The sequence below is a fragment of the Komagataeibacter sp. FXV3 genome, assembly GCF_015155755.1.
In the GTDB taxonomy this organism is placed as follows: Bacteria; Pseudomonadota; Alphaproteobacteria; order Acetobacterales; family Acetobacteraceae; genus Komagataeibacter.
In genome coordinates this window covers 1-18,806 of record NZ_VWPI01000151.1, presented here as the reverse complement: position 1 = coordinate 18,806, position 18,806 = coordinate 1, and the positions used below count along the sequence as shown (strand labels likewise).

At 63.1% G+C, this 18,806-nt stretch carries 17 protein-coding genes and 1 pseudogene; 10 read left to right on the top strand and 8 right to left on the bottom strand.

Going from position 1 to position 18,806, the window contains the following annotated elements; genetic code table 11:
- From minC to minE, 3 genes are all read left to right on the top strand, one after another.
- Positions 1-420, top strand: a 420-nt coding sequence (minC, locus tag F1542_RS13990) for a septum site-determining protein MinC (protein ID WP_193733564.1), incomplete at its 5' end; no start/stop codon positions are given.
- 114 nt (positions 421-534) lie between these two features.
- Positions 535-1,347 carry a septum site-determining protein MinD gene (minD, locus tag F1542_RS13985; protein ID WP_010507105.1) on the top strand — a complete coding sequence of 271 codons (813 nt, stop codon included), beginning with the start codon at positions 535-537 and terminating at the stop codon, positions 1,345-1,347.
- Entirely contained in the window at positions 1,347-1,622 is a 276-nt protein-coding gene (gene minE, locus F1542_RS13980) for a cell division topological specificity factor MinE (RefSeq protein WP_193733563.1), read from the top strand. Before minD ends, minE begins: the two co-directional genes overlap by 1 nt.
- 27 nt (positions 1,623-1,649) lie before the next feature.
- Here minE and F1542_RS13975 read toward each other — a convergent pair whose 3' ends face one another.
- Positions 1,650-2,324, bottom strand: a complete 675-nt coding sequence (locus F1542_RS13975; RefSeq protein ID WP_193733562.1) for a GntR family transcriptional regulator — start codon at positions 2,322-2,324, stop codon at positions 1,650-1,652.
- 189 nt (positions 2,325-2,513) lie between these two features.
- Between F1542_RS13975 and F1542_RS13970 the strand changes: the two genes are divergently transcribed.
- A complete protein-coding gene (locus tag F1542_RS13970; RefSeq protein ID WP_019091691.1) occupies positions 2,514-3,137 on the top strand; it encodes a bacterioferritin in 624 nt (207 codons plus the stop codon).
- A 144-nt stretch (positions 3,138-3,281) separates the two neighbouring features.
- Entirely contained in the window at positions 3,282-4,730 is a 1,449-nt protein-coding gene (gene aldA / locus F1542_RS13965) for an aldehyde dehydrogenase (RefSeq protein WP_193733561.1), read from the top strand.
- A gap of 202 nt (positions 4,731-4,932) precedes the next feature.
- Here aldA and coaA read toward each other — a convergent pair whose 3' ends face one another.
- Positions 4,933-5,910: a type I pantothenate kinase gene (gene coaA, locus F1542_RS13960; RefSeq protein WP_193733567.1), complete on the bottom strand. Its 978-nt coding sequence runs from the start codon at positions 5,908-5,910 to the stop codon at positions 4,933-4,935.
- A gap of 290 nt (positions 5,911-6,200) precedes the next feature.
- Here coaA and F1542_RS13955 point away from each other — a divergent pair, with 290 nt between their 5' ends.
- Complete coding sequence (locus tag F1542_RS13955; RefSeq protein WP_193733560.1) at positions 6,201-7,526, top strand: glycerate kinase; 1,326 nt, start codon at positions 6,201-6,203, stop codon at positions 7,524-7,526.
- A gap of 109 nt (positions 7,527-7,635) precedes the next feature.
- Here F1542_RS13955 and F1542_RS13950 read toward each other — a convergent pair whose 3' ends face one another.
- From F1542_RS13950 to F1542_RS13940, 3 genes and pseudogenes are all read right to left on the bottom strand, one after another.
- Positions 7,636-8,007, bottom strand: a complete 372-nt coding sequence (locus tag F1542_RS13950; protein WP_193733566.1) for a hypothetical protein — start codon at positions 8,005-8,007, stop codon at positions 7,636-7,638.
- 123 nt (positions 8,008-8,130) lie between these two features.
- Complete coding sequence (gene recA / locus F1542_RS13945; protein WP_193733559.1) at positions 8,131-9,177, bottom strand: recombinase RecA; 1,047 nt, start codon at positions 9,175-9,177, stop codon at positions 8,131-8,133.
- 177 nt (positions 9,178-9,354) lie between these two features.
- Positions 9,355-10,777: pseudogene (locus tag F1542_RS13940) on the bottom strand (gamma-glutamyltransferase).
- 246 nt (positions 10,778-11,023) lie between these two features.
- Here F1542_RS13940 and F1542_RS13935 point away from each other — a divergent pair.
- Positions 11,024-11,818, top strand: coding sequence for a DsbA family protein (locus F1542_RS13935; RefSeq protein ID WP_193733558.1), 795 nt, complete (start codon positions 11,024-11,026; stop codon positions 11,816-11,818).
- 60 nt (positions 11,819-11,878) lie between these two features.
- Here F1542_RS13935 and hemA read toward each other — a convergent pair whose 3' ends face one another.
- Together hemA and F1542_RS13925 are read right to left on the bottom strand one after the other, a co-directional pair.
- Positions 11,879-13,159, bottom strand: a complete 1,281-nt coding sequence (hemA, locus tag F1542_RS13930; protein WP_193733557.1) for a 5-aminolevulinate synthase — start codon at positions 13,157-13,159, stop codon at positions 11,879-11,881.
- A gap of 185 nt (positions 13,160-13,344) precedes the next feature.
- Positions 13,345-13,809, bottom strand: a complete 465-nt coding sequence (locus F1542_RS13925; RefSeq protein ID WP_193733556.1) for a hypothetical protein — start codon at positions 13,807-13,809, stop codon at positions 13,345-13,347.
- Positions 13,810-13,942: 133 nt separating this feature from the next.
- Between F1542_RS13925 and F1542_RS13920 the strand changes: the two genes are divergently transcribed.
- From F1542_RS13920 to F1542_RS13910, 3 genes are read left to right on the top strand one after another with little or no spacing between them, the layout of a single operon-like run.
- Complete coding sequence (locus F1542_RS13920; RefSeq protein ID WP_193733555.1) at positions 13,943-15,871, top strand: transketolase-like TK C-terminal-containing protein; 1,929 nt, start codon at positions 13,943-13,945, stop codon at positions 15,869-15,871.
- A 30-nt stretch (positions 15,872-15,901) separates the two neighbouring features.
- Positions 15,902-16,924 (top strand): type I glyceraldehyde-3-phosphate dehydrogenase, encoded by a 1,023-nt coding sequence (gap, locus tag F1542_RS13915; protein WP_193733554.1) that lies wholly within the window; start codon positions 15,902-15,904, stop codon positions 16,922-16,924.
- Positions 16,924-18,147: a phosphoglycerate kinase gene (locus F1542_RS13910; RefSeq protein WP_193733553.1), complete on the top strand. Its 1,224-nt coding sequence runs from the start codon at positions 16,924-16,926 to the stop codon at positions 18,145-18,147. Before gap ends, F1542_RS13910 begins: the two co-directional genes overlap by 1 nt.
- A 148-nt stretch (positions 18,148-18,295) precedes the next feature.
- Here F1542_RS13910 and F1542_RS13905 read toward each other — a convergent pair.
- Positions 18,296-18,806, bottom strand: a 511-nt coding sequence (locus F1542_RS13905) for a hypothetical protein (protein ID WP_227672747.1), incomplete at its 5' end; no start/stop codon positions are given.

The window sequence follows — 18,806 nt, the reverse complement described above, 5'->3', positions numbered from 1 at the left end:
CGGGCGTCCGGGGCAGTGGACATCCCCGATGACGCAGCGCCCGTGCAGCCGCAGCCGCCACGCGGGTCATCCATGATCATCGAACAGCCCATCCGTTCGGGTCAGGTGATCATGAATCCCGATGGGGACATCATCATCATCGGCTCGGTCGGGTCAGGCGCGGAGGTGACGGCAGGCGGGTCGATCCATATCTATGGCCCGCTGCGTGGCCGCGCCATCGCAGGCATGAACGGGCAGCCCGACGCCCGCATATTCGCCCATTCCATGCAGGCGGAACTGCTGGCGATTGACGGATATTACATAACGGCGGAAGAAATTGATCCGCAATATGTTGAAAAACCTGCACAGATCGTCCTCACTAATGACACACTTGTGGTCCAGCCGCTTGTGCCGCCTGCCTTTCCCGTGCGCAAACGCTAGGCAGGCACCCGAAAGTCCCCCGTCGCGCTCCTTACGCGTGCCAACCCATCCAACCGTATCCATCAGGTCATGAACAAGAAAACACCTCCTAAAAGCGGACAAACAGGTACCTCAATGGCAAAAGTACTGGTTGTCACATCCGGCAAGGGTGGCGTCGGAAAGACCACGTCAACCGCCGCACTGGGCGCCGCACTGGCCCAGACCGGGCAGAATGTCGTCGTGGTCGATTTTGACGTGGGCCTCCGTAACCTCGACCTGGTGATGGGGGCGGAACGGCGGGTCGTGTTCGACCTGATCAACGTGATCCAGGGCGACGCCAAGCTGTCGCAGGCGCTGATCCGTGACAAGCGCATCGAGACGCTGTCCATCCTGCCCGCGTCCCAGACGCGCGACAAGGACGCCCTGACGGCCGAAGGGGTCGCCCGCGTCATGCAGGAACTGCGGGAGAAATTCGACTGGGTGATCTGTGACAGCCCGGCCGGGATCGAACGCGGCGCGCAGTTGGCCATGTACCATGCCGACCACGCCATTGTCGTAACCAACCCCGAAGTATCGTCCGTGCGCGACAGTGACCGGATCATCGGCATGCTGGACAGCACGACCGAAAAGGCGAAGGGCGGCGGCAAGATCGAAAAGCACCTGCTGCTGACCCGCTACGACCCGGCCCGCGCGGCACGGGGCGAGATGCTGCGGATCGAGGATGTGCTGGAAATCCTGTCCATCCCGCTGCTGGGCATCATTCCCGAAAGCGAGGAAGTGCTGCGCGCATCGAACCTGGGCGCGCCGGTGACGTTAAGCAGCCCTGACAGCCCGCCTGCCCGTGCCTATGCCGAAGCAGCGCGCCGGCTGGAAGGCGAGAAACTGGAGATCACGGTCCCGACCGAACGCAAGGGCCTGCTGGCCCGCCTGTTCAAGGGGAAAAGCTGATGAGCCTGTTTGGTTCCCTTTTTGGACGCGGCACGAAAACATCCGCCCCTGTTGCCCGCGACAGGCTGCAGATCCTGCTGGCGCACGAACGCACGGGAGAGGGCAATGAATCCGACCTCCTGTCCAAACTGCAGGCGGAAATCATTGAAGTCATCAAGCGGCACATTCCCGTCGAGCAGGAAAAGGTGCAGGTGAAGCTGGACCGCGGCAATTCCGTCTCAATGCTGGAAATCGACATCGAGGTACCGCAGATCCGCACGCCGGGCCGCCGGTAGGGGCGCGCCCGGCCGGGTCATGCCCCGTCAGGACAGGCGGGGTTCGATCCAGCGGCGCGCGTGTTCGAAATCACGCGTGACCGCCGCCTGCGCCGCCGCCACGTCACGCTGGCGCAATGCCGCGATCAGGTCGTCATGCGGGTGGGTGCGCCCTTCATGCTGCATCTGGATCATGGGCCGCGACAGGGCATAGATCGGTCCGATGCGCATCCACAGGTTGCGCAGGATCGTCGCGGTCAGCGGCAGTTCGGCCAATGTCGCCACCGTGGTATGGAAATCGGCGTTGAAGGCCGCCATGCCGCCATCGTCACCGGCGTGCGATGCATTCATGAACTGCTGCTGCAGGATGACCAGCGCCTCGACCCCGTGATCGGACGCACGCTGGGCGGCGGCAGCGGCAAGACGCATTTCCAGGTCAACGCGCAGGTCATGGATTTCGGCAAAGCTGCGCTGGGTCATGGCGGGCACGACGGCGGTATTGCGATCATTGAGTTCCAGCGCATGTTCGGACACAAGGCGCAGCAGCGCCTCACGCACCGGGGTGGGGCTAAGCCCCAGTTCCGCCGCCAGCGGCCGCAGCACCAGTCGTTCGCCCGAGCGATAACGGCTGCGGATCAGCCCACGACGCACATGCTCATAGGCGTCGTCGCTCAACGCGCGGCGGGGAAGCTTTTCAGACTGGCCTGCGCTGAATGATACCATGCCGTTTACTTCATCCTTAATGCAAATAGGTCTTATTAATATCGATCAATAATGATCTGGCCGTGAATGGCAACGCCTGACGCAACGAAAAAGTCATTTTTTGCCGCATTTAGACTGTCTGCGGGCTGATCTGCCCCCAAAACCGCCTTAGGGGGGAACCCCTTTCCTGTCGGCCCGTTAGGACGGGCAATGATCCGTAACGGACATGCCACCATGCGCATGCCCGAAACCGACAAGGAGAGCATCATGTCCGATGCAGGTGAAAATACGTTCCTGACCGATGTGCAGACCCTGCGCGAACGCGCGAAGAAAGCAATCGAAAAAGGGGCCCTTACCCCTGCGTACCAGGGCAATGTCCAGACCGCGATCGACCTGCTGCAGACTGTCGTTGCGACCGAACTTGTATGCGTGCTGCGCTATACCATGCATTCCATTTCCGTCACGGGCATTACCAGCGAAAGTGTTTCCAGCGAATTCGCGACCCACGCCAAGGAGGAACGGGCCCACATGATGTGGGCGGCCGACCGCATTGACCAGCTTGGCGGCGTGCCGAACCTGTCGCCCGAAGGGCTGGCAACCCGGTCCGCCACCGAGTATGGCGATGGCGGCAACCTGATTGAAATGGTGCGCCAGAACCTTGTGGCCGAACGCCTGGTCATCGAACACTATCGCGAACTGATCCGCTATTTTGCCGATCATGATCCCACAACGCGGATCATGCTTGAAAAGATCCTTGCGGAAGAAGAAGAACACGCAACCGACATGCATGACCTGCTGGTCGCCCACGAAGGCCGTCCCTTCCTGCAGTCCTGACCTTCTTCCACCTTCTTTCCGTCGCCTGCACCACATACGCCCACCCTGCCCCGGACGGACCGGGGCGGGTGGCGTTGCCGCGCGCGGCGTCCGGCCACACAGGCCCGACAAACCACAGAACTGACTGAAAACGGAGATTTCCCCATGACCAAGCCGAAAACCCATGACCTGTTCATTGGTGGCGCGTGGTCCAAGGCCGACAATACCGAACACGATACCATCCGTAATCCCGCAACCGGGGAAGTGCTGGCCCAGGTTGCGGTCGCAGGTGAAGCCGATGTCAATCGCGCGCTGCGTACCGCACAGGACGCCTTTCCCGCGTGGAGCCGACAGGTCGCCACCGACCGGGCGGATTACCTGTACCGCCTGATTGAACTGATCCGGCGCGATGCGGAAAGGCTGGCGCGCATCATCACGTCTGAAAACGGCAAGCCGCTGAAGGAAGCCCGGATCGAGGTCAATTTCGCCATCCAGCTGATCCGCTTCGCCGCTGAAAACGTACGCCGCCTGGAAGGCAATATCATTCCCGGCAGCCGCCCGGGTGAGAAGATCCTGATCGAAAAGATCCCGCACGGCGTGGTGGCCGGCATTTCGGCATGGAACTTCCCCCTCGCCCTGACCGCGCGCAAGATGGGTCCGGCACTGGCGGCAGGCAATACCTTTGTCATCAAGCCGCATGAACTGACGCCGCTTTCGACCCTGGCGCTTGCGGAACTGTCGGTTGAAGCCGGTTTCCCCAAGGGTATATTCAATGTCGTGACCGGCGGCGGCGCGACCGTGGGCAACGCGCTGGTGACCAGCCCGATCACCAGGCTGATTACCATGACCGGCAGCACGCCCGCAGGTCGCAAGATCATGGCCGCCGCATCCGAAGGGCTGAAGGAAGTCCGGCTGGAACTGGGGGGCAAGGCGCCGTTCATCGTGATGGAGGACGCGGATATCGATGCCGCCGTGAATGCCGCCGTCTCCGCGCGCTTCATGAACTGTGGCCAGGTCTGCACAGCCAATGAACGCACCTATGTCCATACGGCAGTCTATGACACGTTCCTCAAGCGCCTGCGTGCGAAGGTCGAAGCCCTGAAAACCGGCAACCCGCTGGATGAAAAGACCGATATGGGGCCGAAGATCAGCGCGCAGGAACTAGAAAAGGTCGATGCCATGGTCCGCAAGGCCGTGGAACAGGGGGCAAAGGTCGAACTGGGCGGCAGGCGCCTGACGGGCAGCGACTATGACAAGGGCAATTTCTATGCCCCCACGCTGCTGACCAACGTGAACGGTGACATGGACATCGTGCGCAACGAAGTGTTTGGCCCCGTGCTGTCACTGATCCGCGTAAAGGACTTTGATGACGCCATCGCGCAGGCCAACAACTCACGCTATGGCCTGTCCGCCTACATGTTCACGCAGGACCTGAAGAAGATCATGCGCATGACCAACGAACTCAACTTCGGTGAGATCTACGTCAACCGTGAAGGGGGCGAGGCCGCACAGGGCTTCCATCACGGTTATGGCGATAGCGGCATCGGCGGGGAGGACGGCCAGTACGGGCTGGAAGCCTATGTCGATACCAAGACCGTTTACCTGAACGCATAAGGCAGGCGGTACGACACCACACGCCATGGGCGGCCCGGAGCAATCCGGGCCGCCTTTTTTATTGCCCTGTGCCAAGGATTTCGGCCGGGTTACAGCATCGATCAACCATGGAAAAGCTTCAAGGAACGCCGCCTGTTTGAAAAAAGACAGCACCCGGAAAATTTTATTCTTTTTTATCAGATCGTTGTTTTGGAATACCGTTTCAAATCTGGCGCATCCACACCGTATCGATCGCGTGGCTGGCGCTTTTGTGCATGACCACGCGGGCACGTTCGCGCGTGGGCAGGATGTTCTGCTGCAGGTTGGGCAGGTTGATGCGCCGCCAGATATCATGCGCCATGCGCGTGGCTTCATCGGGTGTCAGGTCGGCACAATGATGGAAATAGGATGTCGGCTTGCGGAACGCCGTGCGCTGAAGCGACAGGAAGCGTTTTACGTACCAATCCTCGATCACCTGCGTGTCCGCATCCAGATAGATGGAAAAATCGAAGAAGTCGGACGCCATGAACGGCTGTTCGGATACGGTCTGCAGCACGTTCAGCCCTTCGAATATCAGGATGTCGGGCTGGTCGATCACCTGATAGCGGTCGGGCACGATGTCATAGGCTTCATGCGAATAGACCGGCACCTGCAGGTTACGCTCCCCCGCCTTCAGCGCGGCGAGGAAGGCAATCATCTGCCGCAGGTCATAGCTTTCGGGAAAGCCCTTGCGGTGCATGAGCCTGCGCTTTTCCAGTTCGCGCGTGGAATGCAGGAAACCATCGGTCGTGACCAGCGCCACATTCGGGTGGTCGGGCCAGCGCGACAGCACCGCCTGCAGCAGGCGCGCGAACGTGCTCTTGCCCACGCCCACGCTGCCCGCAATACCGATCACGAACGGCATGGTCACGGCAGGCGTGCCGATAAAGGCGCTCTTGACCATGTTGTTCATGCTGCGCGTCGCCATGACATGCAGGTTGAGCAGGCGCGACAGCGGCAGGTAGACCTCGGTGATGTCTTCCAGCGAAACCGGTTCATTATGCCCACGCAGGGCCGCGATATCCGCCTCCCCCAGTGACTGGGGCACATTTGCGCGCAGGGCCGCCCATTCCGGACGGGGAAAGATCAGATAAGGCTGTACCATCCCGTGGGGTGGCTGCGTGGAGGGAACAGGACGCGCATCCAGCACACAGTTCTCCATGCCCTTGTCCTTTCTGTTGTGGCCCTGCGCGTGGGTGCAGGTCATCTGCCGCGTATCACCATCATCCCCGCCAATCCATACGCCAGTTCCCCAATTTAGCGTGTGCGGGGGCCGCAGACCCGGCTTTCCCCCCATCCTGATAAAGACGTGATAATTGTGACACACTGTCCGCCCCTGCACGGATGGTATGGACCGGGTGCCGGGCCTGCATGCATCCCGCCTGTATACCATGCGTTGGTACACGAACCCGGCCTGCACCGATACATGCATGAAGGATCTGGACCGCTGCAATGAACGACGCCACCATCCACCCGTTTGCCGCCACATCACGCATCACCATGGCCACCGACTGGACGGACGAACGCGCACGCACGGCCCTGCGGCGCATACTCGATGCCGCCATACGCAGCGCCATGCCCGATGTGGTGCTGGCACGCTACCTGCCGCAACGGCCGAAGGGGAAATGCGTGGTGGTGGGCGCGGGCAAGGCCGCTGCATCCATGGCCGCCGCACTGGAACAGGCATGGCCCGATGTGGACCTGACGGGATGCGTGGTGACACGCGACGGGCATATGACCCCCACGCGCCGTATCCGCGTGCTGGAAGCCAGCCACCCCGTGCCCGACAGCCGGAGCGAGGCCGCCGCGCGTACCATGATGGCTGAAGTAACCGGACTGGGACCGGATGATCTTGTCATCGCCCTGATTTCGGGCGGGGGATCGGCGCTGCTGGAACTGCCGGCGGATGGCCTGACACTGGATGACATCCGCATGGTCAACCGTGCCCTGCTGCATTCGGGGGCGAGCATACGCGACATGAACGTGGTGCGCCGCCACCTGTCGGCCATCAAGGGGGGCGGTCTGGCCGCCGCCGCCAGTCCCGCGCGCGTGGTGACCCTGGCCATAAGCGACGTGCCGGGCGACGACCCGCTGACCATCGCTAGCGGTCCGACGGTGGCCGATCCCACTACCGCAGCCGACGCCCGCGCCATCATCGCACATTACGGCATTACCGTGCCCGATGCGGTGCAGCGTGTACTCATGCACCCGCCGGTCGCCAGCACGCTTTCCCCACGCAATCGCTATACCCTTGTTTCCACGCCGTTCATGGCGTTACAGGCCGCCGCCAGTACTGCGCGTGAACTGGGGCTGGCACCGCTGATCCTTGGTGATGCACTGGAAGGGGAAAGCCGGGACACGGGCACGTTCATGGCAGGCATCGCCCTGTCGGCGCGCCAGCATGGCATGCCGGTGGCAGGCCCTGCGGTGCTGCTGTCGGGTGGCGAGACAACAGTGACCATCCACCCCGACCGGCCCCCGCCGGGACGGGGCGGGCGCAATACGGAATTCCTGCTGTCCATGGCCAATACCCTGCAGGGACATGAAGGGATCTGGGCCATTGCAGCGGATAGTGATGGCATTGACGGGACCGAGGACGCGGCGGGCGCGATCATCACCCCCACCACCCTGTCCCGCGCCCGTGCGCTGGGGTGTGACCCGCGCGCCTGCCTGCGCGCGCATGACAGCTACACGGTGTTCCAGCAGACGGGCGACCTGGTCATGACCGGCCCCACCCTGACCAACGTCAACGATATCCGGGCGGTGCTGGTCATCTGAGGGTATTTCAGAAACCTGAAAACGTTTTCGGTGAAGCTTTTTTCAAAAAGCTTCAAAAGAACGCCGCCTTCCTGAAAAACGGCGATACCTCAAAGCGTTCATTACTTTTTTAGTGGCTGCCCTGCCCCTGTCTGCCATAGCTGACCTGGGTATCGGGCACGACAAAATGCTTGCCATCGTCACCGCCCGATCCACTATCATCATCCCCGGCCTGATTGGGGTCGTACCCTGACGAGATCATCTGCATCGCCGCCGCATCGGGCGGGGTGTGATAGGCTTCGGTGGCGGTTTCATCGGTCGGGTCGGGTGGCCTGGGCAGATGCCGCGACAGCGGGCGCAGCGCGTCGTCACGGGCGCGACTGGCATGGCGTGCCCCCCCATGGGCACCCAGGGGCGGCGGAGATTCATCCACATCGGCCGGATCATTATTGTCATCCTGCCCCCCGCTACAGGCGGCAAGGCAGGCCAGCAATCCGATCATCGCAAGACGCGGTTTCATTCCGGCTGCCCCCAATCCCCCGTTTTCAGTCACCGTCCCGTGCGCTGGTACGGCTACGCACGGTCGGGAAACGATAGCCTGCCATAACGGGACAGGCCAAGGGGATCAATGATCCGCGCCGTCCTCATCAGGGCCAACCAGCATGGCTTCCGCCACGACACCCGCCTGTTCACGCACGCGGCGTTCGATATCGGCGGCCATTTCGGGGTGATCGCGCAGGAACTGCTTGGCGTTTTCACGTCCCTGCCCGATGCGCTGGCTATCGCAGGAGAACCACGCCCCGGACTTTTCAACAATGCCCGCCTTTACGCCAAGGTCGATCAGTTCACCGACCTTGCTGATCCCTTCGCCATACATGATGTCGAATTCGACCTGACGGAAGGGGGGGGCCATCTTGTTCTTGACCACTTTGACGCGCGTCTGGTTGCCCGTGACCTCGTCCTTGTCCTTGATCGAGCCGATACGGCGGATGTCCATGCGCACGGATGCATAGAATTTCAGCGCATTACCACCCGTGGTGGTTTCGGGGCTGCCAAACATCACACCGATCTTGAGCCGGATCTGGTTAAGGAAGATCAGCATGGTGTTGGAACGCGAGACGGACCCCGTCAGCTTGCGCAGCGCCTGGCTCATCAGGCGCGCATGCAGGCCCACATGGCTGTCGCCCATATCGCCTTCCAGTTCCGCGCGCGGCACGAGGGCGGCCACACTATCGACCACCAGCACGTCAACCGCGCCGGAACGCACCAGCGTGTCGGCAATCTCCAGCGCCTGTTCACCCGCATCGGGCTGGCTGATCAGCAGGTTATCAACATCCACCCCCAGCTTGCGCGCGTAACCGGGGTCCAGCGCGTGCTCGGCATCGATAAAGGCGCAGGTACCGCCCTTGCGCTGGGCTTCCGCAATGGCGTGCAGCGCCATGGTGGTCTTGCCCGAGCTTTCGGGACCATAGATCTCGATGATACGGCCACGCGGCAGGCCACCAATCCCCAGGGCGATGTCCAGCCCCAGCGAACCGGTGGAAATCACGTCCACCTGCTCGGTCGGGCGTTCGCCCATACGCATGATCGAACCCTTGCCAAACGCACGTTCGATCTGGCTCAAGGCCCCTTCCAGGGCCTTGCTTTTGTCTATACCCGGAGCCTGTGCCATCGCTGCCTACCCTGATGCTTGAGAAGATGAAGTCCGGACGGGCATCCCGCCCTGCGCCCCCTGTTGGAAACAGGCGGCAGGTCATGCAGTTCAATATGGAACAAAACAGGACCATTTACAATGGCCCCGTCTCCATCCGCCGGGAATAATAATGCCCGGCAGACCTGAAACCGCGGCCTAGCGCGGCCCCATGGCCAGACCCGCGCCACGCGGGTCGGTTGCGGCGGTGCAGGTGCTGGCATCACCCGGCAGGCCATGCGGGCACGATACGGCATTGATGCGACCCTGGGCCGTGACCGGATGGGCGTCGGGCGTCTGTCCCGCCAGTATCTGGCGCATGGCGATCCCAACGGCGGCGGCGGCGTCATTCTGGCCCGACCCGGCGGCCACGGCGCGGAAGGCCCGCCCCTGGCTGGCGATGGCCGCCGTGAACAGCGGCAGCGGCAAGCGCGCGGGGGACGCGCCCAGCACGATACCGGTATTGCCCGCCATGCGCCCGGTGCCAAACAGGTTGTCCATGCTCAGGCTACACGCGACAGCCATGCCCGAATGGTCCACCACGGTGAACGAGGTCGAAGCCGGAAGCGAAGGCAGCCCACCGCCGCTTCCCCCCCCCCCCATTGACGAATGCCTGCGCGCGGGCCGTCATGTCGTCACCCGTGCCACTGGCGTGATTGCCATTCTGCGCCCGCCATGCCGCGACGCTGGCCTGCGCGCGCGTTGTCGCATCGGATGAGGATGCGGCACGGAACGCCACGGCACTGCCAAGGCCGCCATCAGCCGGTGGTGGCAGGAAGGCGACCTGCGTGTCCCCGCTGCTCAGGCTCAGCGGCAGACGTTCGGACGGAATGGCGCTGCGCATGTCGGACATCTGCAATCCGCCACCCGCACCCTGGCTGCCCGCGACAAAGGACTGCCCCAGTGCACCATTATACAGATCGCCCACGCCCATGCTGCGGATCTGGTCCAGCGCACCGGACAGATGGGTCTGCACCAGCGCATCCCCTTCCGCCAGCGCCTTGCCGTCCGAACGGCTGAATACCGCGCGGACACCCGGATCGGCCAGCAGCGGCACCTGTACCGCGGCAAGATCCCCGGCCAACTGCCGGCTGACATTGATGCCATTGGCCGCCAGCGCGATCGCATCGGGCACCAGTTCCGAGAATGCGGCCGACCCGTACTGCAGATGCATGAGGTACAGCCCCCGCGCCAGCATCGGGACGGCGGCCGGACGGTCGGCATGTGGCATGTCGGGTGCCGTCACCGTGCCCGCAACGGGCAGGAACATGAAGGCGCGGCCCCCGTTCTGGTCACCCGGACGGTAGGCAAGGCACGCCCCGCCCGCCCCCAGCGATGCACGTGACGGCAGCGTGACCGACAGCGCCAGCCCCATGGCCGTGGCCGCATCCGCCGCATTGCCGCCGCGTTGCAGGATATCGCGCCCGACCAGCGTTGCCTGCGGTTCATCCGATGAAACCGTGCCGATCAGCGCGCCAGGCGACGGGCCGAACATATGCGACACAAGCCGCATGGGCGAATAACGGTGCCCGGCGCAACCGGCAACCGAAATGGCCAGAACAGCCGAAAGCGCCGTACGCATATAACGGCGGGCGACAGGGGGGATCGAATGCTCAGGCACGCAGCGCTTCTCCAATAGGCAGGTCGGCTTTGATGAATTGAACGGATCGTTGCACGACCGCGCGATCATGGCAGCCCCATCCCGACTTAACGGCCTTACGGGCCGTGGGCAACAGGCAGCCTGCCCCGTTCCCCACCATCGCCCATTCCTTTCGTGTGCCCGATCATCTACAGACACATTATCCCGACATGACAACGGAGCAAACCCGTGACATTCATTTCCCGCCGCCGGTACCGCCCGCGCCTGCTGAACGCCCTGCTGGCCGCGGGGGCCATGACGGCTGTGGCCACTGCCGCACCCGGTGCGGGGCATGCCGCCGACACCAGCGGCTTCACCCCGGCACAGCGTCAGGAAATCGTGGAAATCATGCGCAATGCGCTGAAAACCGATCCCACCATCCTGTCCGATGCGATCACGGCGCTGCGCAACAATGCCAGCGCCGCCCAGCAGAACGCGGCCCGCAATGCGCTGGAAAGCCATCGCGCCGACCTGCTGACGCCCGCGGCCAGCGATGCGATCCTGGGCAATGCTGCGGGGCATACAACGGTTGTGGAATTCTATGACCCGCGCTGCCCTTACTGCCGCAAGGTGCTGCCCGACCTTGATCGCCTTGCAAAGGAAGACAAGGACCTGCGGATCGTGGAAAAGGTCATTCCCGTTCTGGGGCAGAACAGCCTGATCGCATCACAGGCGCTGGTCGCCGCTTTCGTCCAGGGGGGGCAGCCTGCCTATTTCCGCATGCAGACAGCCATCATGAACGATTCCGTCACCCCAACGGCCGACCGGATGCGCACGCTGGCCACCCAGTCCGGGCTGAATGCCGCGACACTGGCCAGTGACATGAACGGCCCCAGGGTCACGGCCATCCTGCAGGCGAACATGGAACTGGCCCGTGCCATCGGGCTGGATGGTACGCCGACCTTCGTCTTCAACGCCCGCCAGATCATTCCGGGCGCGGTCAGCTATGATGACCTGAAAAAGGCGATTGCACAGAGCCGCTGACCCACACGCCACCACCCATGCCAGCCCGCGCCCCGGACATGCCGGGCGCGGGCCAATGGTTCAGGCCATGGCGGCGACAGGCTGCGTGGCAAGATCGTTGATGCGCAGCAGGCGGGACAGGGCCGTCACCATTTCGTCCATCATCTCATCCGTATGGAACGGCCCCGGCGTCAGCCGCAGGCGTTCGGTGCCACGCGGCACGGTGGGATAGTTGATGGGGGTGGCGTAGATCCCGTAATCGTTGAGCAGACGGTCGCTCAGTTCACGGCAGCGCTGGGCGTCGCCCACCGGGATCGGCACGATGTGGCTTGGCGTCATGGTGAAGGGAATGCCCGCCCTGCGCAGCTTTTCGCGGAAGGTGTTGACGCGTTCGAACATGCGTTCGCGACGCCAGCCATCCTTGCGCACCAGCCGCACGCTGGCCAGCGCCGCCGCCACGACCGCGGGCGGGAGCGCGGTGGTGAAGATGAAGCCCGAAGCCGACAGGCGCAGGTATTCGACAATATCGCTGGTCGCGGTGATGTAGCCGCCATGCACGCCAAACCCCTTGGCCAGCGTGCCTTCGATAATGTCCACCTGACCGGCCACGCCGTCGCGTTCGGACACGCCGCCGCCCTGATCGCCGTACAGGCCCACGGCATGCACTTCGTCCAGATAGGTGATGGCGCCATACTTGCGCGCCAGCGCGCATGTCCCGGCGATATCGGAAATGTCGCCGTCCATGGAATACACGCTTTCAAACGCGATCAGCTTGGGCGCATCCTTGGGGGCCGCGGCCAGCTTGGCTTCCAGGTCGGCAAGATCATTATGTTCGTAAATGACGGTGGTTGAACCGCGTGCGCCCTTGATCCCCGCGATCATGGACGCATGGTTCAGCCGGTCGGAAAAACAGATCCAGCCGGGCATGCTGCTCAGGATCGTCTGCAGGGTCGCCTGGTTGGAGACATAGCCGGATACGAACAGCAGGCCCGCTTCCTTGCCATGCAGGTCGGCCATTTCGGCTTCCAGCGCGGTATGGACCGGGCTGGTGCCCGCGATGTTGCGCGTGCCACCGGCACCCGCGCCGTGTTCATGGATTGCCTGGATCGCGGCTTCGACCACCACGGGATCAACGCCCATGCCCAGATAGTCGTTGGAGGACCAGACCACGACCTCCCGGTCCTGCGGGCAGGCAGGGGTTGACGGAGTGGCCTGTGTTTCCGGCTGGTCATACAGGGGATAACGTTCGGCCTGGCGTGCCAGTGGGGTGAACTGCCGGTATCGACCCTGCGCGCGGATATTCTCCAGCGCCGTCCGGCAGAACCGGAAGAACGGATGCCCATCCACTTGATTACTGGACACTGCTGCTTTTCTCCATGCACACCCCGGATCTGTTCACGGGGTCTTCATTCATGATGGTCACCATTATGGGTGACCCGCGCCGGGGGGATGATGTTCCCCTCACGCGGCGCTATCGCCGGGGGTTAACCGCCAGCGGGCCATTCTTTATGGCATGATGGAGGCGGGAATTGCAAAACCGCATTGGACTACTCCACGTAAATGCAGACCTGGGTTGCGCTGCCCGCGGGCACGCTGCGGGCGTCCATCTCCGTCTGGCTACCGCCTGCGCCTGCATCCATCACTGCCTGCAACACGGGCTGGCCATTGGCGTCCACCACCTTCTGCATGTCCGGCACGGAACCATCGGCCCGGTCGGGCACGCTGACTACAATGGTGAACAGCGCATTGGGCTTGCGCGACAGGGCGTCGGCCACGGCGGTGCGGACGGCGGGCCTCCACTGTGTATCGGGGGTTCCGGCCACGATCGTGACCAGTGCCGGACGGTCCATGCCAGGCACCGGTGGCGGCGGACGCTGCGGCAGATGCGGCGGGTCGCCCGCATGGCGGTTGAATGTCTTCTGGCTGACCAGCCTGCATCCGGCAATGACCGGCAGGCAGGCGACTGCGACAAGGACGGCACGGCGGACAGGGCGCGGATATGGACGGGACATGATCCCTACCGATACAATATCCCCCAACCGTGGCATAGTAGGACAATACCGCAATTGTTGCCGCCACCCGCGCAGCGCATTAGTCATGCACAAGCGGCCCCGACCGATATACCCCGCCCCATGGACGATGCCGATGCCAGAAAACCAAGCCAGCACGCTTCCGCCCGCGACGCCGTCCGCCGCCCCCAGCATGCCACAGCGGCTGGCGACGGCGATCCGCCATGCCATCGGCACCCATGAACCCGATCCCCGCTACGCCCCGCATGCGCGGGTCATGGCCGATTTCTGCGCGGTGTTGTGGAGTCGCTTCCTGCGCTTCGACCCCGCCAGCCCCGAATGGCCGGACCGGGACCGCTTCGTGGTCTCCTCCCCACGGTATCGTGTCCTGCCACGCATCATGGCCGAACTGTCGGGCCAGACACCGCGGCCCCCCCGCATGGACGGCCATACCGCCGCCCACCATGACCGGCAGGCCTGCGGCCCCAGCGGGCAGGGACTGGGGGCCGCAATCGGCATGGCGCTGGCGGAACAGAACCTTGCAGCGCGGTTTGGCCGTTCACTGGTCAATCACCGTATCTGGGGACTGGGCTGCTGGACGGAACTTTCCACCGGTGTCGCACTGGAAAGCGCGGCACTTGCCGGCCAGATGGGGCTGGACCGCGTCACACTGGTCGTTGGCCTGTGGTCAGGCGAGCGCGAAGCCGTGGACGCCATCCTGCCGCGCTACAGCGCATCGGGCTGGTCGGTCAGAAAGGTGAATGCAGGCAGTCCCGAACAGATCGCGGCCGCCATCACGTCATCGCAGCGGACGCACAAGCCCTGTCTGATCGCCTGTATCGCGGCACCCGAAACTGATCCGCCGCCGCCCTTTGTCGATGATCCGGGCCTGTGGGCGGGGGCAGCGCGCCGGGGGGCCAGTGCGCGGCGTTCGTGGCTGCGCAGGTTGCTGAAGGACAGGCAGAAAGCCGAATTCGAACGCATGGCCCGCAACCAGCGCCCCGCCTTCTGGCAACCCGACTGGCAACGGTCATGGCGCGAACACGGCAGCGCGGTCGCGCGTATCTCCACCACCTTCGCGGCACGGCGGGGACTCGAGACCCTGCATGAACTCCTGCCCGAACTGACGTGCCTGCGTTCACGCCGGGGCATGCTGGCCGACCTGCCCGCCAACCGCCGCAATGGCACTGAAATGGACCTGTCATGCGGGACGCAGGTGCATGGCATGGCGGCACTGCTCAATGGCATTGCCATGCATGACGGGCTGCTGGCGTTCGGTACATCGACCATCATTGCGGTGGACCGCATGCGTCCCGCCCTGCGCTATGCCGCCATGACGGACCTGCAGGTGATCTACCTGCTGACCGATGACGATTTGCTGCGCGGCGACGGGGGTGGCGGCCAACCAGTGGAACAGCTGGCCAGCCTGCGCGCCATGCCCAATGTCGCGGTTTTCCGCCCCGCCGACCACCGCGAGACCATGGAATGCATGGAACTGGCGCTGCGGCGGACCAGCGGGCCAAGCCTGCTGACGCTGGAATCCGCCCCCGCGCTGGCAACTTCCACGGCACCCGAACGTGAACAGCACGGGCTGACCAACCTGTGCGCACGCGGCGGTTACGTGCTGGCCGAAGCCGAAGGCGCGCGGCAGGTCACGCTGATCGCCACGGGGCATGAGGCGATCCTGGCGCTGGCGGCGCGCAAACTGCTGCGGGAAGCGGGAATTGCCGCGGCTGTCGTCTCCCTTCCATGCTGGGAACTGTTCGCCGTGCAAAAAATGACGTATCGTGCCGCGGTGCTGGGAACGGCACCCCGGATCGGGATAGAGGCCGCTTCAGGGTTTGGATGGGAACGATGGCTTGGAACGGACGGGCTGTTTGTCGGCATTGATGGATTCGGGGCGCCTTCCACCCCTGACCAGCCAGACAGCACGGCCGACATCACGCCGGAACGGATCTGCCGCGACGCACTGCGTCTGGTCCGCCACCCGTCCGACACCCTGGCTGAAACCACGGGAGGAAACGGCGCGCCGTCCGGGATGGCATCGGTCGATGCCAGTGTGTGAAATGTCTGACCTTACGGAGAAAATAAGAAAATGGCTGTTAAAGTCGCAATAAACGGTTTCGGTCGCATTGGTCGCCTTGTACTGCGTGGCATTATCGAAAGCGGGCGCACCGATGTCGTGCCCGTGGCCATCAATGACCTGGGCAGCGTGGCAGACAACGCACACCTGCTGTCGTATGACAGCGTGCATGGCCGCTTTCCCGCCGATGTAAAGGTGGATGGCAACCAGATCATCATCACCGCCAACGGCCGCACCTATGATCCCATCACCGTCTCGGCCGAGGCCGACCCGACGAAGGTGCCCTTCCAGGGCGTGGACGTGGCGCTGGAATGCACGGGCCGCTTCACCGACAAGGAAAAGGCCGCCCAGCTGATCAAGGCGGGCGCGCGCAAGGTGATCGTGTCCGCCCCCGCGTCGGGCGTGGACGCCACCATCGTGTTCGGCGTGAACCAGGATGTGCTGACCCCTGACATGACCGTCATTTCCAACGCGTCATGCACCACCAACTGCCTGGCCCCGGTGGCCAAGGTGCTGGATGACACGTTCGGCATCGAATGCGGCTACATGGTCACCATCCATTCCTACACCGGCGACCAACGCACGGTTGATACCCTGCACAAGGACCTGCGCCGCGCACGTGGGGCAGCGCTGAACATGATCCCGACCTCCACCGGGGCCGCGCGCGCCGTGGGGCTGGTGCTGCCACACCTGAAGGGCCGGCTGGACGGCACCGCCATTCGCGTGCCCACGCCCAACGTCTCGCTCGTGTCGCTGGATTTCGTGCCCAAAAAAGCCCCGGCCTCGGTCGAGGACGTGAACGAGGCGCTGCGCGCGGCATCCGAGTCCGGTCCGCTGAAGGGCATCCTTGCCTACAACACCGCGCCCCTGGTCAGCACGGATTTCAACCACTCCCCCGCGTCCTCCACCTTTGACGCGACCCAGACCGCCGTGATCGATGGCGGCAAGCTGGTGCGCATCTGCAGCTGGTATGACAATGAATGGGGCTTCTCCAACCGCATGGCCGACACGGCTGCCGTATTCGGGGCACTGTAATGGGCGCCACATCATTCAAGACGCTGGATGACCTTGACGCCACGGGCAAAAAGGTCCTCCTGCGCGCCGATCTGAACGTTCCGGTCCGGAACGCGCAGATCACTGATGCAACCCGTATCCTGCGCCTGCTGCCCACCATACAGGAACTGGCGCAGAAGGGTGCGAAGGTGATTGTCGTCAGTCACTTCGACCGCCCCAAGGGCAGGCCCGTGCCGGAAATGTCGCTTGGCCCGATCGCCGATGCGCTGGGCGATGCGCTGGGCCGCCCGGTCACATTCGTCGATGACTGCATCGGCCCGAAGGTGCAACAGGCGGTGGACGCCATGCAGGACGGGGATGTCGTGGTGCTGGAAAACACCCGCTTCTACCCCGGTGAGGAACAGAACGACCCCGCACTGGCGAAGGAATTCGCGTCCCTGGCCGATTATTACGTCAATGATGCGTTTTCCGCCGCCCACCGCGCCCATGCCTCGACCGAGGGCGTGGCCCGCCTGCTGCCATCCTTTGCCGGGCGGTTGATGGAAACGGAACTCAACGCGCTGAACATCGCGCTGGAAAACCCCGCCCGTCCGGTGGGGGCCATTGTGGGTGGGGCCAAGATTTCCACCAAGCTCGACCTGATCGGCAACCTGCTGGCCAAGGTGGACATGCTGATCATCGGTGGCGCGATGGCCAACACGTTCCTTGCGGCCCAGGGCGTGAATGTGGGCCGGTCGCTGCAGGAAGCGGACATGCACGACACCGCACGCGACATCCTTGCGAAAGCAAAGGAAAAGGGCTGCGAGATCGTACTGCCGGTTGACGCCGTGACCGCCACCGATTTCAAGGCCGGTGTTCCGACCCGCACCGTGCCCGTCACCGCCATTCCCGATGACGCGATGATGCTGGATGTCGGGCCGGAAACGGTAAAGCTGATCGAGCAGAAGATCGCGACGCTGAAAACGCTGGTCTGGAACGGTCCGCTGGGCGCGTTCGAGATCACGCCGTTTGACGCCGCAACCAATGCGGTGGCGCGCGACGTGGCGCGCCTGACCGATTCCGGCGCGCTGAAAAGCATTGCAGGCGGTGGGGATACGGTTTCCGCCCTGCGCCATGCGGGGGTGGAGAAGCATATCTCCTACATCTCCAGCGCGGGCGGGGCCTTCCTTGAATGGATGGAAGGCAAGACGCTGCCGGGCATCATGGCGCTGGAAAACATCTTTGAACGCGCCATGCCGATCTAAAGGCAAGTCATAAAAGTTTCTGGGTGCCGCCATTTTCAAAAGGCGGCGTTCTTCGAAGCTTTTTGAAAAAGCTTCACCAAAACCTTTTCCAAGTCAGGGACCATCCCACGGGGTGGTCCCTTTTTTATGTCTCCCTGACCATTGTCGTTCAAACCGGTTCGACTGGTGGCTCTGCAATCAACTCTTCTGCCAGTTCAGACAGCCATGGAGAGACATCCTCGATTTGCACGGCGTCCGCGTGTGCTGCGTAATATTCTCCGACAGTTTGGAATTTGTCGCCGAATTCAGCCGAAAACATTTTTTGCAGTTTACTATTTCTGCTCAGGATACTTGACAGTGCACGACCGCCCCGCAGGAACCTGAGCGCATGCCTAGTGCCAAGTAGATAGAGATATTTACGTTTCGTGGTATTATCCGCTGCCAGCAGCAGATAATCTTTGAATACGCCATTCTGGCGGATTGATTCGGGGCCACCACGCCATTTGATAAACTTGAATTCTGCAACACGCAGATTGGTTTCAAGATCGAATTTTCGTCCCGTATTACCAGCCCCGAGCGACGCATATTCGACCCGCTCGCCCGGCTCCAGAATGTGGGGAAGGCAAAGCAATATGCCTAATGCATGAATCGTGACATTGATCTGCCCGGCCAGGCGTTTC